The following is a 15108-nucleotide window of genomic DNA, read 5'->3' on the forward strand; positions in this document are numbered from 1 at the left end:
ACTGCATCGCTCCTTCAGCGATGACGCACCGGAGATGCCCATGCAAGGCTGCTACATCAACCTCGAGCGAAGCACCGAGCGCCGCGCCGCGATGGACGCGCAGTTGCAGCGGCTCGGGCTGACGAATGTCTGGCGACACGCAGCCATCGATGCGCAAACGCTTGCGCCCGGCAACACGGCGATCACGACCGGCGAGCGCGCCTGTTTTCTCTCGCACACCGAAGCCCTCACCCGCGCGAACCCCGGCGAAGCACTCCTGGTGCTCGAGGACGACGCACAGCTCAGCGAGGCCCTGCCGGCCGTGCTGCGCAGTGGCGCGCTCGCGCAACTGGAAGCGGAAGGCTGCGACATCGCGTTCCTCGAATGCCAGCCCGTGACCTCGACGCAGCACCTGCTCGCGCTCTGGCACAGCCTGCAACGGCGCCTGCCGCCGCAAGGAAGTGGTGCGCCGCGCCATGCACTGTCGGGCATCGACTTCCTCGACGCGCGCACGCTCTACAACTGGGGCGCGGTCGCCTACGTCGTCACGCCGAAGGGCCTGCGCGTGCTGCCCGCGCTGCTGCAGGAAGCGCTCGCGCACGGGCCGTTGCAACCGTACGACCTGACGCTGGGCACCTTCCTGCGCGACGGCCGCCTGCAAGGCACGGTGCTCTCGCCCTTCCTCGCCACGCCGGCCTGGGGCAGCCATGCCGACAGCACCCTCGGCAGCCCCGCGGAATCGGCGGCGCACGACGTGCTCGGCGGTGCGTTGCGGCGCCTGTTCTTCGCCGGTCCGCTCGAAGGCCTCGAGGCCCATGTCGCGCCGTGGCGGCACGCGCCGCTCACCGACGACCCGCAGCTGCGGCTGCTCGCGGACCTGATGGCGCAGCTCTTCGTGCTCACGGCCCGCGATCACGCGCCGCGCTGACACCTTCTCAAAAATCCGAACAGCCGTTGCGCCGCTCGGTGTTCACGCAGCTCAGCAGGTTGGGCCGCGAGCGCACGCGCGACCATTCGCGCGCCAGCACGTCGGCGCCCTGCTGCGCGCGGTCGCCGTCCAGCGGCCCGGTGGCCAGGCAGATCGGCGCCTGGCCGATGTTCCGGTCGTACAGGTACGAGGTCAGCGGCTCGCGCACCACGTCCACCGAAGGCAAGAGCGGCAGGCCGCTCACGCGCAGCTGGCCCGGCACCACGCGCACGGCGTAGCCCTCGGCCGAGGTGAAGCTGCCGTTGATCGGGTACAGGCCCGTCGGGCTGCCCGGCAGCGCCGGCGAGAACATCGAGCCGCTGAAGCCCGCCCCGGTGTCGCCCAGGATCAGCCCCGTGATGCTGTAGATGAAGAAGGGGTTGGGCGCGCCCACGGTGCGCGACGCGTCGGCGATCACGATCGTCGCCGTCGGCTGCTGCGCGTAGATGAAGTGGTTGTCGCCCGGCGTCACGGTCACGGTGCACAGGCCCAGGTAGGCGCAGTGATAGAAGTTCGGCAGCGGACCCGAGCCGGCCAGGCCGCCGCGCGTTTCGCCCACCCAGGTGTCGGCCCACACGCGCCACAGCGCGCCCGAGATGCCGTGGCCGCCCGGGTTCTGGAAGCGCGCCGCGGCCACGAGGTCGGTGCCGCTGGTGCTGCTGACCGGTGCGCCGAGCGTAAGGTCGCCGCTCAGCGTGCGCACGAACACGGTGTTGGCGGCCATCGAGTCGGCCGAGGTGATCTGCGGCAGGTTGCCCGCCGCATCGAAGCCCGTGACCGACACCGGCCCGATGGTGACCGCGTTCGCGTCCACGTAGGCAAAGCCGCCGGCCGCACCGCCGCCGACCGTGGCCACGTCGTTGCCCGGGTTGCGCAGATCGACGCTGCCGTTGCGCGAGCGCGCGAGCAGCGCACCCGCCGTGATCGTGCCCGCGCCCGACTGGCTCACGTTGCCGCCCGACAGCAGCCCCAGCGTCGCGGCCGAGACCGGCGCGTTGAGCGCGATGCCGCCGCCACCGCCTTCGTTCTGCAGGGTGAGCGCACCCGAGGTCGTGAGCGCGCCGGCCACCGTGATGGCGCCCGCGTGCGTGGTGCTGCCCGCGACGATGGTCAGCGCCGACAGCTGCGCGAACTCCGCGCCCGACACCGAGAAGCCGTTGACCGTCGGGCCGCCCAGCACGATGGGCGTGGCCGTGTCGTCCGACGCGACCATGTTGACATCGACCCCGCCCGGGCGCAGGTCGATGGCGCCGGCCGCGACCACCGGCGCCTCGATGACGATCGAATCGCCGCTGCCGTCGTTGCTCGCGCGCAGCAGCACGTTGCCGCTGCTGCGGATGCCGGGCAGCGCGCCCGGCGCGGTCGGCGCGCCGCCGGCCTGCAGCACGACGCCGCGCCCGCCGTTCTGCGAACGGCCCGTGACCTCGATGTTGCCGCCGCCCGTGGTGACGAGCTGCGCGCCGTTTTCCAGCCGCACGCCGCTGTCTTCGGTGGCGCCCGGCGCCGAGGGGTCGTTGTTGAAGTTGTAGCCGCGCACCGCGATGTTGCCGCTGCCGGTGGTGATGGAGCTGCCGCCGTTGATGAGCACGCCGTGCGCCGCCGCGAAGGTCGACGAAGCCTGGCGCCGCGCCACGCCCTGCACCGTGACGTTGCCGCTGGTGGTGCTGATGGTGCTCGGCCCGATCTGGCCGCTGGTGATGACCACGCCGCTGTCCCAGGTGGTCGAGGTGCCGCGGATGTCGACGTTGCCGGTGGCACTGGCGATGCGCGCGCCCTGCAGCAGCACGTCGCCGCCTTCGATGCGCACGTTGCCGCCTGCGCCCGCGTTGCTCTGGCCGACGCGCGTGTCGACCTGCACGTCCTGCGTGAGGATCACGGTGCCGGTGGGTGCGCCGGGCTGGCCGCTGAGCAGCGACACGTTGCCGCCGTCGGTGATGACCTGCCCGCCGTTCAGGCGGATGAAGCCGCTGCCGGGCGTGCCCGTGCCCAGCGCGTTCATCGTCACGCTGCCGCCTTGCGTGAGGATGTTGCCCCCGAAGTCGATGAAGCCGCTGTTGCCCGACGGCGTGCCGTCGGGGTTGACGCCCGCGTTCATCACCACGTTCAGGTCGTCGCCGCCGGTCGCGCGGATCGTGGTGCCGGGCGTGCGTGTCTGGATGCCGCTGGCGGCGTCCAGCTGCAGCGTGAGCGGTCCCTTGGAGCCGGTGTAGTTGATGTCGACGTCGGCATCGAGCGTGATGACGCCGCCACCGCCCGTGCCGGTGCCCGTCGTGATCTTCACGCTGGTGCCGCCGTTCAGCGCGGTGTTGATGTCGCCGTCCTGGATGGTCGAGTTGGCGACCGCGTCGTAGGGGTTGGTCGGCAGCGTGCCCGCGGCCGTGCCGTGGGCGATGGTGAGGTCGAAGGGGTCGATGAACCACTGCCCCGCCGCGCCCACCGGTGCCGACGCGTCGACGCGCGCGCCGCGCAGGTCGAAGCGCCCGGCCGAGGTCTCGATGCGCCCGCCGTCGCCGCCGGCCGCGCCGCCGCGCGCCGAGAGCTGGCCATGCGCGCGCAACGACTCGGTCGCCACCACCTTGATGCTGCCACCGTTGCCCGCGCCCGTGCCCGCGTTGGCTTCCAGGCGCGTGTTGCCGCCGACGGCGATGGCGTTGCTGGCCGCGATGTCGATGCTGCCGCCGCCGGTCGCGCCGCTGGCGTGCAGGCGCGCCACCGCGGGCGAGCCGTCGAAGTTCGTGGCGCCGTCGATGAGCACGTTGCGCCCTTGCACCGAGATGCTGCCTCCCTTGCCGCTGTCGCTGGCCACCGAGGCCAGCGTGCCGACGCTGGTGCCCACGCCGGAGATGAAGGTGACCATGCGCATCGAGATGTCGGTGCCCTGGGCGTCGATGGCGATGGTGCCGCCGTCGGTGCGCAGCGCCGTCGGATGGTCGGCGTCGGCCGTGACGGCCACGCCGTAGGTGGGCGTGGTGGACGGCGTGATGATGATGTCGGGGCTGCCGAGCGTGGCGCTGAAGCCTTCGCTGCCCGCGCGGCCGATCACGTCGATGCGCCGGCCCGCGCCGGCCGAGACCGCGCCGCGGATGGCCACGCCGTTGCCGCCGCCGGCGGACATGTTCCCTGCTGCAAAGCCCGTGTCGGTGCGCAGGCCGTCGAGGTTCGCACCCTGGCCTTCGATGCGCACGTCGCGCTCGCCGGCGACGGTGGCATCGTCGATGACGACCGCCGTGCTGGCGCCCACCGCGGCGCCGCCGATGTTGGAAGTCCAGGTCGGGCCCTGGCCCTTGATGCCGATGTCGCCCACGGACTTCAGCACCGCACCGCTGCCGATGGCGACGCCGCTGCGCCCGTAGCCCGCGAGGCCGTCGAGCTGCAGGCCGCCGGCGCCCGCTTCGACCGTGCCGCCCGTGATCGACACGCCGTTGCTGCCGCGGAAGATGAAGTCGCTGTTGTTCTGGTCGTCGATCCAGGTGCGGCCCTGGCCGCGCATCGTCACGCGGCCTTCGCCGCCGGTGGTGACCTGGCTGCCGGCGAGCGTCACGCCGTCGCGCCACACGAAGTCGCCGGTGTCGCCGCCGAGCGGGACGATGCCACCGATGGCGCGGCCGTTCTGCGCGTCGCCCTGGCCGAAGAAGCGCACGTCGCCACCGTTGGCCGCGATGGTCGCGCCGGTCAGCACGATGGCGCCGGCAAAGTCGGTCTCCGCAGAAGGGTTGCCGCTGCTGTTGTTGATGTTCTTCGCGTTGGTGGCGACACGGCCGGACGCGTCGGCGTTGAAGTCGACGTGCAGCGCGCCTTGCTGCGATGCGATGGCCGAGCCCTCGTTCATCACGATGCTGCCGGCCGAATCGACGCGCAGCCGCGCCGTGCCGCCCTCGCTCTTGACGACCTGCACACCGGGCGCAAAGGTCACGCCCGCGCCGAGGCCGGTGCGCCCGCTCGCCAGCGTCACGTCGGTGCCGCGGCCCAGCGTGTCGCCGACACTGCCGGCGCTCACGGAGCCGCCGGTGAAGGCCGGCAATTTGCTGTCATACGCCGGCACGTTGCCGGCCTCGACGATGCCCAGGTCGGACTGCTTCGCGTTCACCGTCCAGCTGCCGTTGGCGCCGCCCTGCGCGCCACCGCCTGCGTCCACACGCACTGCCTGCACACGCACCGCATCGGCTTCGTTGGAGATCGCACCGCCCTTGCCGGCGCCCGCACCGCGCGCGGTCATCTCGCCGTAGGCCTGCAGCCGCGACTCGCGCTCGGGCGCCGGATCGGCCTCGCCCACCAGGGCCTGGCCCTGGGCGCTGGCCGTGGTGAGGGTGCCGCCCGCGCCACCCGTGGTGGCGTCGGCGCGCAGCACCGAGGTGGACGACAGCGCCACGTCGTAGCCATGCACCGACACGCTGCCGCCGCCGGCCTGGCCGCTGGCGTCGATCACCGCGCGCTGGTCGCCGCCGCCGGTGCCTTCGATGCGCACCTGCCCCGCCGCGATGCGGATGGTGCCGCCGTGCTGCCCCGCGCCCATGCCGGTGGCATCGAGCGTGCCGCCGTTCATCTCGATGCGGTTGTTGCTGCCGGCGCCGAGCACGATCTCGCCGTTGACGTTCTCCAGCGTGCGCGCGCGCACCGTGCCCGACTGGTTCACCACCAGCTCGCCCGCCGTGGTGGAACTGCCGATGAGCATCACGCGCCCGCCGTCGGCCTGCAAGGTGGCGCCTGCGGCGTTCACCACCTTGGCACTGGTGGCCATGGCATCGGCCGCGACCACGAGGTTGGTGAGCCCGTCGTTGCCCAGGTCGAAGCTGATCTTGCGGCCCGAGGCCAGAGCGACGGTGCCGCGGTTGGCGGTGATGCTGCCGGTGTTGGTCACCTCGGCGCCCATCAGCACCACGGGGCCGCCCACGGCGGTGAGCACGCCGGCGTTGCTCACCACCTTGGCGTTGGCGTCGTCGCGCAGGAAATCGAGCTTGGTGCTGGCAGCAGTGAGGAAGTCGTTGTCGGTGGTGTTCAGTGCCAGCGTGGAGGCCACGAGACCGCCCACGTTGACCGTCGCGCCCTGGCTGAACACCACGCCGCTCGGGTTGATGAGGAACACGCGCCCGTTGGCCGTGAGCTGGCCGGCGATGGTCGAGAGCTCGCCGCCCGTCACGCGGTTGAGCAGGATGCTGGACACGCCCATCGACTGGTTGATGTTGACCGCGTCCTTGGCACCGATGGAGAAGCTGTTCCAGTTGATGATCGCGCGCAGCGACGACTGCGAGATGCCCAGCGCCTGTCCGCCCACACTGGTGGCCGACGTGGTGCTGCCCACGGTCACGCCGCCCTGCGTGGTGTAGCCGTTCGGGCCGAAGCTCGGCAGGATGGTTTGTGCCAGCGCCGGGGCCAGGCCCATGCAGGCAATCGAAAGCGCCAGCGGGCGCAGCGGATGCCGGGGTTGGAAGGGGGTGCGGGGCTTCATGGTCAGAACGCCTTCTGCAGCTGCACGTACAGCCGCGGGTTGCGCCCGCCGCCGTCGGTCTGCGCGGGCGGTGTGCCGGCGCGCCAGGCGAGCGTGGCGTTGATCGAGAAGTTGCCGGGGCGCGACCAGCTCAGGCCGATGCCGTAGCCGCGCAGGCTGTGGGAGTTCTCGCCGTCGAAGGGCGAGGGATGGCGCGCGATCTTTCCGCGCGCCGCGTCGTAGAACAGGTAGGGCGTGATCTCGTCGGTGGCGGCCCAGCGGTATTCAAAGGTGCCGATCAGCCCCTGATCCACCAGCAGTTCGCCCGAGGGGTAGGCGCGCACCGCGCGCGCGCCGCCGAGCGCGAGTTTTTCCGAGGCGTCGAGGTTCTTGCTGGCCCACTGCCCGCCGACCGAGAAGTACAGCGAATGGCGCGGCACGATGGCCTGCAGCCGCGACACCTGGAAGCTCAGCTTGGTGAAGCCGCCTTCGGTGTGGCGCCCGCCGAACTGCTGGTCGGACTGGAAGCTCTGCGCGTCGCGGATCGACAGGTCGCCGTGGTACAGCGTGCCCGAACTGGCCCAGTAGCCGCCGCCGAGCACCTCGTCGCGCCGCTCCCAGGCCCAGCCGATGCCGAAGCCCTGCACGCGCTTCTTCGCGGTGAAGTCGACGCCGCGCAGCTCGTCGGTGAGGTCTTTCACGTCGGCCGTGAGGCGCAGGAAGAGGTTCTGCTGGCGCTGGCGGATCAGCGGGTAGTTGAGCGACACGTCGAGCACGTCGGCACGGCCGCGCGCGTCGAGGTCGACGAACTGGCCGCCCAGGTCGTAGCTCACGCGCGAGATGCCGATGCCCGCGCGCAGGCCGCTGGTGCCCAGCGGCGCCTCGTAGGCCACGCGGCCGTACTGCAGCGCGTTGCTGTTGGACAGCAGCAGGCGCGCATCGAGGTTGTCGCCGATGCCGAAGGGGCTGAGCCAGCGCGCCGTGCCGCCCACGCGGTAGCGCCCTGCCTCCTTGGTGCCGTGGTTGTCGGCCTCGGCCGAGAAGGCCCAGCGCGCGCCGGCCTCGACCTCGACCGAGAGGTCGGTGGTGCCCGCCTGCGCGCCCTCTTGCAGGCTCGACGACACCTTGAGGCCGGGCTGGTCCGACAGCAGCAGCATGGCGCGCTCGTAGGCCGGCGCGTTCACCGCCTCGCCCGGCTGCAGTGCCGCCAGGAAGCCGCGCACGCGCGCCTCGCTGATCGGCGCCTCGGGCGCCACCAGCACGTCGACCTTGCCGAGCCGGCCTTCGATGATGCTGATCTCGACGATGCCGTCGCGCACGGTCTGCACCGGCACCACGGCCTGCGCGAGGAAGTAGCCGCGCTCCTTGTAGCGCGTGGTGATCGCCTGCGCGAGGCCTTCGAGGTCGCCGAGCGTGACCTCGCGGCCGATGTACGGCGCGGTGATGGTCTGCAGCTCTTCGTTGCTCAATGCCTTCACGCCGTTCAGGCGCAGGTCGGTGAGCTTGAAGCTGCCCGCGGCGGCGGGCTGCGGCGGCGCGGGCAGGGTTTGCGGGGCGACGGCGCCGGTGGCTTGCGCCACGGGGCGGCCGCAGCTACCGCACGGGTCCTTGGTGGGCAGCAGCGTGGTGGCCTCTTGCGCATGGGCGCGGGGCATGGCGACCCACAGCGTGGCACCGACGAGTGCAGTCGCCGCGATGGCGATCGGCGTCGGCCGAGGACGAAGGCGGATCGCAGGGGCCATGGCAGTGCTTCTTTGCAGGAGGGAGCGTGGCGAAGACATGGTCAGCTTCCCACGGTGAGGCGCCAGTTGCCGATCAGGTTGAACGGCGCCCAGAAGAAGGGGTGGGACATCTTGGGGTCCTTCAGCACGGCCAGCTGTCCGGCCTGCATGGCCTTCTGGATGTCGCGCCCTTTGGCGAGTTCGCCATAGAGCGTGCCCATGAGCACGGCGGTGGCGTCGTCCGACACGGGCCACAGCGAGGCGATGAGGCTGGAGCTGCCGGCCGAGAGGAACGAGCGCGTGAAGCCCAGCACCTCGTCGCCCTGCGCGATGCGCCCCAGGCCCGACTCGCAGGCCGAGAGCGTGACCAGCGCCGTGCCGTCCATCGGCAGCGCCAGGATCTCGTGCGCCTCGAGAAAGTTCTGCTTGCCGCCTTCGTTGGCCAGCAGGATGCGCGAGTACAGCGGATCGACCTCGTCGGCCTCGGCGTGCGCCGCCACGTGCATCAGCGGCGAGCGCGAGGCCACGTCGCGGAACTGCGTCTTGGTGGCGGCCGCGCCCATGTACACCGTGTTGCGCGGGAAGAGCTGCGCGAGCTGCTTGACCTCGGTCTCGGCGCCCGGCAGGTCGTACTTGTCCTCGATGCGCGGATTGCCGAAGGCCGTGAGCGATGCGTTCACGCGCGGCGTGCGCTGCGCCAGCTGCACCGCGATGCTGATCGACGGTGCCACCGACACCGGGTGCGTCTCGATGAGGTAGCGCCCGTCCAGGCGCAGCGCCTGGAACGGCAGGTAGTGCAGCGGCCCGTGCGGCACCACCACCACGCGCTGGCCCGGCGCCAGGCCCAGCGGGCCGAGCAGCGCGGCGCCCAGCTTGTCGGCGTTGGTGATGGCCGCGCGGCGGCCGCGCACGATCGAGTTGCGGAAGGTCTCGACGAGTTCGGTGAGCTCGTCGCGCTTCACCGCGATGCGCTTTTCGACGATGCTGTCCGGCCCCACGACCCAGACCATCAGGCGGTCGGGCAGCGCGTGGTACTGCACCACGCGCTCGTCGGCCGCCAGCGTGCGCTGCAGCGCCGCCACGCCGACCGTGCCGGCCGACGATTCGCTGAGCTTGGCGCGCCCGCGCACCGCGTCGAGCAGCGCGCGCGAGCGGCTGTGCTCGCTGACCTCGAAGGCGCGTTGCGGATCGCCTGCTTCGCTGTACACCGCCACGCCGCGCTCGAACACCGACTGCAGATCGGAGAACAGGCCCATCTTCACTTCTTCGCTGCGAAAACGCGCGCGCACCTGATCGACGTCGGCGAGCGCGCGGCCCGCGGCCTCGGCCGCGGCCTGCTTCTGGCCCAGCGCGAGTTCGCTGCGCGCCACGCCGTCCCAGGCCCAGAGCCGGTAGTAGGCGGTGTCGGTGCCGACCTGACGCGTGGTGAGCGCGCGGTACTTGTCGCGTGCCTCGGCCGGCTTGTTCTCGGCCAGCAGCAGGCGGGCGCGCGTGCGTTCGAGCTGTGCGGCCAGCGGCGCCTCGCGCGGCTCGGCCATGTCGCCGAGCACCTGGCGTGCGCGTGCCGCGTCACCCGATTCGATGAGCGCGTTCACCAGCGAGGCCTGCACCAGCGGTGCATAGCGCGGCGAGCTGTTGGCCAATGCCTCGTCGTAGCTGAGCACCGCGCCGGCGAAGTCGCCGCGCCGCGTGCGCACGTCGCCGATCACCTTCTGCACCGGGCCGACCACCAGCTTCGGGTCTCGCGCGGGATGGCGCAGCGCTTCGCGCGCGAACTCCTCGGCTTTTTCGAGCTGGCCCGAGTAGCTGTAGACGATCGCCAGGTCGCGGTTGGCCACGGCGCGCAGGTTCGGGTCGCTGGTGGCGTTGGCCAGGTGCAGCGCCTTGCTCGCGGCGCGCACGCTCTGGCGGAACTCGCCCGCCTCGGCCAATGCGACCGCCTGGCTGCAGTATTGATAGCCCGAGAGCTTGACCGCGTCCTGCCCGTAGAGCACCGCGCCTTCGCTGGTCAGGGCCAGCAGCGTGTCGGTGTCGGCCAGCCGCGCCTGCGCCATGCGGTCGGCAGCGGCCTCGGCATTCGGGCCGCCCGCCGCCGCGGCGGGAGTTGCAGGTGGTGGCGCGGGACGTTGTGCCAGCGCCGAAGGGCCGCCGGGACCCAGAAGCAGCACACCCACCAGGCCGACCGCACCGGCAAGACCGGCACGGCGACGCGCCGGATGCGCACATCCCCATCTCGAAAACCACGCCATTGAACCCCCTCGACCCATGCACTCGCTGCCGCGAACGCTCGACGCCGCGGGAGTGCGCGCCGTTCAGGCCTCGTGGGAAAGTCTAGGAGCGGGTGTTCACCTCGCCTATTCGCAATACGGTCTAGCGCAAATGGCGTAGAGCCGGTTCACGCTAGGCGGGCACGCTGTCGATGTTGAGTCGGTCCCAATGCCGGTGCTTCGCAATCGCCGCAATGAAGTCGTGCGCGATCTGCGTCGCCGCCGTGGCGTCGCCCAGGTTCGTGACCGGCGTCTCGGCCACCACCACACCGGCCGGCGCCTCGCCCTCGGGCGTGACGCCCAGCGTGGCCAGCAGCTGCACGCCCTCGCCCACCGCGCAGATCGCCTTGCAGTGCTTGTAGGCCTCGAGCACGAAATGCACGGCATCGCCCTGCGCCGCGAGCGCCGCAGCGCCCTCGGCACCCGCAGGCACGAGCACCGCGTCGAACAGCACCGAGGCGGTGTTGGTGAAGGTCATGTCGACGTCGATCTGGCGCTTCGACGCACTGGCCACGGTGCCGAGTTTCGGGCCCACCACCTTGCACAGCACGCCCACCTGTTCGAGCGCGTCGCGGATCGGCTTGAGCGAGGCCGAGTCGACGCCGTCGGCCACGAGGATCGCGACCTTGCGCGTGCGCACCACGCCGTCGGCGCTGCCGTCGCTCATGCGCAGCGCGGGCGATTCGTCGATGGGCAGCTCGATGCGGTGTTCGCGAAAGCCCGAGTACCCTGCGGCCGCTTTCGCGTCGGGCTCGCCGATGCCCAGCGGCTCGGCCACGCGGCGGGCGAGTTTCTCGTCCACGTGCGCGAGGTTGTCGACCATGCGCTGGCGGATCGCGGGCACTTCGAGCTTCGAGAGTTCGAAGCGGAAGGCCGCGACGATGTGCTCCTTCTCGGCCATGCTCTGGCTGTTGAAGAACAGGCGCGCCTGCGTGAAGTGGTCATCGAACGACGGGCTGCGGCGCCGCACCTTCGGCGACTCGATCTCTTCGGGGAACGACTGGAAGCCGTGGCTGCCGCCGTCCACGCGGAACTCGGTGCCGCTGCCCAAGGTGTTGGGCTCGTAGGCGACCTGGCCGCGCGCGATGGTCTGGCGGTGCATGCCGTCGCGCTGCATGTTGTGGAACGGGCACACGGCCTTGTTGATCGGCAGCTCGTGGAAGTTGGCGCCGCCCAGCCGCGAGATCTGCGTGTCGGTGTAGCTGAAGAGGCGCCCCTGCAGCAGCGGGTCGTTGCTGAAGTCGATGCCCGGCACGACGTGGCCCGGGTGGAAGGCCACCTGCTCGGTCTCGGCGAAGAAGTTGTCGGGGTTGCGGTTGAGCACCAGCTTGCCGATGCGCTGCACGGGCACCATCTCTTCGGGGATCAGCTTGGTCGGGTCGAGCAGGTCGAAGCCCAGCGATTCGGCCTTGTCGGGCGCGATGAGCTGCACGCCGAGTTCCCACTCGGGAAAGTGGCCCTGCTCGATGGCCTCCCAGAGGTCGCGACGGTGGAAGTCGGGGTCCTTGCCGGCGATCTTCTGCGCCTCGTCCCACACGAGGCCGTGCACGCCGAGCTTGGGCTTCCAGTGGAACTTCACGAAGTGGCTCTCGCCGCGCGCATTGACGAAGCGGAAGGTGTGAACGCCGAAGCCTTCCATCATGCGAAGGCTGCGCGGAATGGCGCGATCGCTCATGGCCCACATCAGCATGTGGGTGCTCTCGGGCATGAGCGAGGCGAAGTCCCAGAAGGTGTCGTGCGCGCTCGCGGCCTGCGGCATCTCGTGGTGCGGCTCGGGCTTGACGGCGTGGATAAGGTCGGGGAACTTCATCGCGTCCTGGATGAAGAACACGGGGATGTTGTTGCCCACGAGGTCGTAGTTGCCCTCGCGCGTGTAGAACTTGACGGCGAAGCCGCGCACGTCGCGCACGGTGTCGGCCGAGCCGCGCGAGCCGGCCACGGTCGAGAAGCGCACGAACACGGGCGTCTTCGCATCGGGGTCCTGCAGGAAATCGGCGCAGGTGTACTGCGACATCGACTGGTAGACCTGGAAGTAGCCATGCGCCGCCGAGCCGCGCGCGTGCACGGCGCGCTCGGGAATGCGCTCGTGGTCGAAGTGCGTGATCTTCTCGCGCAGGATGAAGTCTTCGAGCAGCGTCGGCCCGCGCACGCCCGCCTTGAGCGAGTTGTGGTTGTCGGGAACCTGCAGGCCCTGGTTGGTCGTCAGGTGCGTGGGGTGCTCGGTGGTGAAACCCTCGAGCTGCAGCTGCTTGGCGTTGGCGCCGTCACCGGTCTTGGCGGTGCTGGCGCGGCGGCCTGCGGCGGCCTTGTTCTGGGGGGACATCGGGGTTCTGGGCATCGATGCGGGTCGGCTCAGCCGGCCTCGTTGCTGTTGCCGCTGCCGATGAAGATGTCGAGCACGTTCACCACGGCGATCAGGCCGATGCAGGCGGTCACGGCAGCCACCGCCCAGATCAGGATGTCGTCGCCCCAGGTGCCCATGAGCGAATCGAACAGTGCCGAGATTTCCATGATGTTTTTCCCTCCGAGAGAAGCGGGGCCGCAAGCCGGCAAATCCGCAAAGAGGAAGCTTAGGTGGGGCCCGGTGCGCGGGCCGTAGTGGCCGCCCCTCCCCGTCTGTGGGAGAAGGTGGGCGTCACCGGTAGGAGGGCGCCGACAGGCGCGAGCCTCAGGCGGTCAGGTCGAGCACGCGCTCGCTGGGCCGCGCGAAGTAGAACCACTCGGCGCCCGGCAGCGCCATCGCGTTCGGGAACACGATGAAGCCGTCGTCGGGCGCGCTGACCAGCGTGCCGTCGTGCCGCATGCCCACGGGCTCGCCGCGCTGCACGGGGTCGAAGGTGGCCCAGTCGCGCACGAAGCTGTCGTCCTCGTGCAGGCGGTCGGTCACGCTCGCCAGGCGCAGCAGCTGGGGCGGCTGCGGGGGCGCGGCCGACAGGCCCGGCGGCAGCGCCGCCATGCCCAGCAGCGCGAGCGTGCGGCGGATGGCCGCCCACGCCACCTGCGGCGCCTGCGGGTCCTGGTGCTGGCCGCATTCGAGCGTGACGCCGTAGCCGCCGCAGCTGCGGATGTATTCGTTGGTGCCGCGGCCGAAGTCGATGGCGGCCTCGTCGACGGCGGCGCCGCGCTGCGCGAGGCCGGCGGCGTAGATGTCGAGCCAGCCCTCGACCACGACGGGCGTGCCGATGTGCAGCGCGAGCCGGCCTTCTTCCTGCGCGCGCGCAAAGGGTTCGAGGCTGCCGCTGTTGTCGCGCGGGCCGATCATGGCGAAGGCCTCGCCCTCGCTCTGGAAGGAATGCAGGTCGAGCAGCACGTCGTGGCGCGCGATGACGGGGGCCAGCCGGTTGGTGATGCGGGCCTCGTAGTCGGCCGGTGTCTCGCTCGGACGGAACAGGCGGTTGAGGTTGCGCTGGCCCTCGCGCTGCAGGCGCCGCCGCGCGAGCGGGTTGGCGACCGGCACGAGCGTGAGTTCGCCGCGCAGCAGGCGCAAGTCGCCGGCATCGAACTCGGCCAGCACGCGCGCGATGCCCTCGGTGCCGCAGGTCTCGTCGCCGTGCACCCCGCCGATCACGAGCAGGCGCGGGCCGGGGTTCAGCGACGCGAAGGCGTGCAGGCGCAGGCTGTCGGTGGCGGTCGCGACGTCGTCGAAAAGCGGGGTGGACATGCGGGCGATTATGCGGAGGCGACTGTGACCACGCAAAAGGCAAGACCCTGTGGCATGGCGGGCGCGCAGCGCGAACCTACAGCCGCGCCCTGGCCTGTCCTACCGCCCCGTGGCGGGGCGCCGCGCAAGCTGGCGCCAGACCCGAACTTTGAAGGAGCACACGATGGCCCAGCCCCCGCGCAAGGACAAGAAGGACACCACCCGCGTCGAAAAGGACGGCGAATCGGCGCCGCGCCTGCCGCACGAGCGCGACCAGTCGTCGGACAGCCAGGTGATGCAGGACGGCCAGCCGCCCGAGAAGGGCCGGCGCGGCTACGAGGACGTGGAACGCGGCGTGGTCGACACCGACCGCGGGCTCACGCCCGAGCGCACCGCCGACGGCAAGGTCAGGCCTTGACGGTGGCCAGCTGCTGGCGCATGTCGCCGATCACCGCGCCGTAGTCCTTGGCGTTGAAGATCGCGCTGCCCGCCACGAAGGTGTCGGCGCCGGCCGAGGCCACGCGGGCGATGTTGTCGGCCTTGATGCCGCCGTCCACCTCGAGGCGGATGTCGCGCCCGCTCTGCTCGATGCGCTTGCGCGCCTGCTCGATCTTGCGCAGCGCGGAGTCGATGAAGCTCTGGCCGCCGAAGCCGGGGTTGACGCTCATGATGAGGATCAGGTCGATATCGTCGATGGCCCAGTCCAGCGCCTCGAGGCCGGCGCCCGGGTTGAACACCAGGCCGGGCTTGCAGCCGGCGGCCTTGATGGCCTGGATGCTGCGGTGCACATGGGTCGATGCGTCGGGGTGGAAGCTGATGTAGTCAGCGCCCGCTTGCGCGAAAGCTGCGGCCAGCGCGTCGACCGGCTGGATCATCAGGTGCACGTCGATGGGCACGGGCGTGCCGTCGGCGGTCTTGGCGTAGGGCTTGAGGGCCTGGCAGATCATGGGGCCGAAGGTCAGGTTCGGCACGTAATGGTTGTCCATCACGTCGAAGTGGATCCAGTCGGCGCCGGCCGCGATCACGTCGGTCAGTTCCTGGCCGAGGTGCGCGAAGTCGGCGGAAAGAATGGAGGGCGCAATGCGGAACGGGGTGCTGCTCATAACCCC

Annotated in this window: 9 protein-coding genes; 2 read left to right on the forward strand and 7 right to left on the reverse strand. The window is 71.0% G+C overall.

Annotation, left to right across the window (positions count from 1 at the left end; all coding sequences use genetic code 11):
• Window positions 1–40 precede the first annotated feature (40 nt).
• Complete coding sequence (locus VHAB30_RS23060; protein ID WP_159278718.1) at window positions 41–907, forward strand: glycosyltransferase family 25 protein; 867 nt, start codon at window positions 41–43, stop codon at window positions 905–907.
• Between the two features lie 7 nt (window positions 908–914).
• Here VHAB30_RS23060 and VHAB30_RS23065 read toward each other — a convergent pair whose 3' ends face one another.
• From VHAB30_RS23065 to VHAB30_RS23085, 6 genes are all read right to left on the reverse strand, one after another.
• Complete coding sequence (locus VHAB30_RS23065) at window positions 915–6392, reverse strand: two-partner secretion domain-containing protein (RefSeq protein ID WP_159278719.1); 5478 nt, start codon at window positions 6390–6392, stop codon at window positions 915–917.
• A gap of 2 nt (window positions 6393–6394) precedes the next feature.
• Window positions 6395–8113 carry a ShlB/FhaC/HecB family hemolysin secretion/activation protein gene (locus VHAB30_RS23070; RefSeq protein ID WP_235926899.1) on the reverse strand — a complete coding sequence of 573 codons (1719 nt, stop codon included), beginning with the start codon at window positions 8111–8113 and terminating at the stop codon, window positions 6395–6397.
• 41 nt (window positions 8114–8154) lie between these two features.
• The gene (locus VHAB30_RS23075) at window positions 8155–10266 is read right to left on the reverse strand and encodes a CHAT domain-containing protein (RefSeq protein WP_235926900.1); all 2112 of its coding nucleotides are present in this window, start codon (window positions 10264–10266) and stop codon (window positions 8155–8157) included.
• Between the two features lie 226 nt (window positions 10267–10492).
• Entirely contained in the window at window positions 10493–12682 is a 2190-nt protein-coding gene (locus VHAB30_RS23080; protein WP_159278722.1) for a catalase, read from the reverse strand.
• Window positions 12683–12711: 29 nt separating this feature from the next.
• Complete coding sequence (locus VHAB30_RS30985; RefSeq protein ID WP_167394958.1) at window positions 12712–12870, reverse strand: hypothetical protein; 159 nt, start codon at window positions 12868–12870, stop codon at window positions 12712–12714.
• A 157-nt stretch (window positions 12871–13027) separates the two neighbouring features.
• Window positions 13028–14020 (reverse strand): succinylglutamate desuccinylase/aspartoacylase family protein, encoded by a 993-nt coding sequence (locus VHAB30_RS23085; RefSeq protein WP_159278723.1) that lies wholly within the window; start codon window positions 14018–14020, stop codon window positions 13028–13030.
• A 163-nt stretch (window positions 14021–14183) separates the two neighbouring features.
• Here VHAB30_RS23085 and VHAB30_RS23090 point away from each other — a divergent pair, with 163 nt between their 5' ends.
• On the forward strand, window positions 14184–14417 hold the full coding sequence (locus tag VHAB30_RS23090; protein ID WP_143599123.1) for a hypothetical protein: 234 nt from the start codon (window positions 14184–14186) through the stop codon (window positions 14415–14417).
• Here VHAB30_RS23090 and rpe read toward each other — a convergent pair.
• Entirely contained in the window at window positions 14407–15102 is a 696-nt protein-coding gene (gene rpe, locus VHAB30_RS23095; protein WP_159278724.1) for a ribulose-phosphate 3-epimerase, read from the reverse strand. The genes VHAB30_RS23090 and rpe overlap by 11 nt on opposite strands.
• Window positions 15103–15108: the final 6 nt, after the last annotated feature.

The sequence above is a fragment of the Variovorax boronicumulans genome (genome assembly GCF_009811375.1).
In the GTDB taxonomy this organism is placed as follows: domain Bacteria; phylum Pseudomonadota; class Gammaproteobacteria; order Burkholderiales; family Burkholderiaceae_C; genus Variovorax; species Variovorax boronicumulans.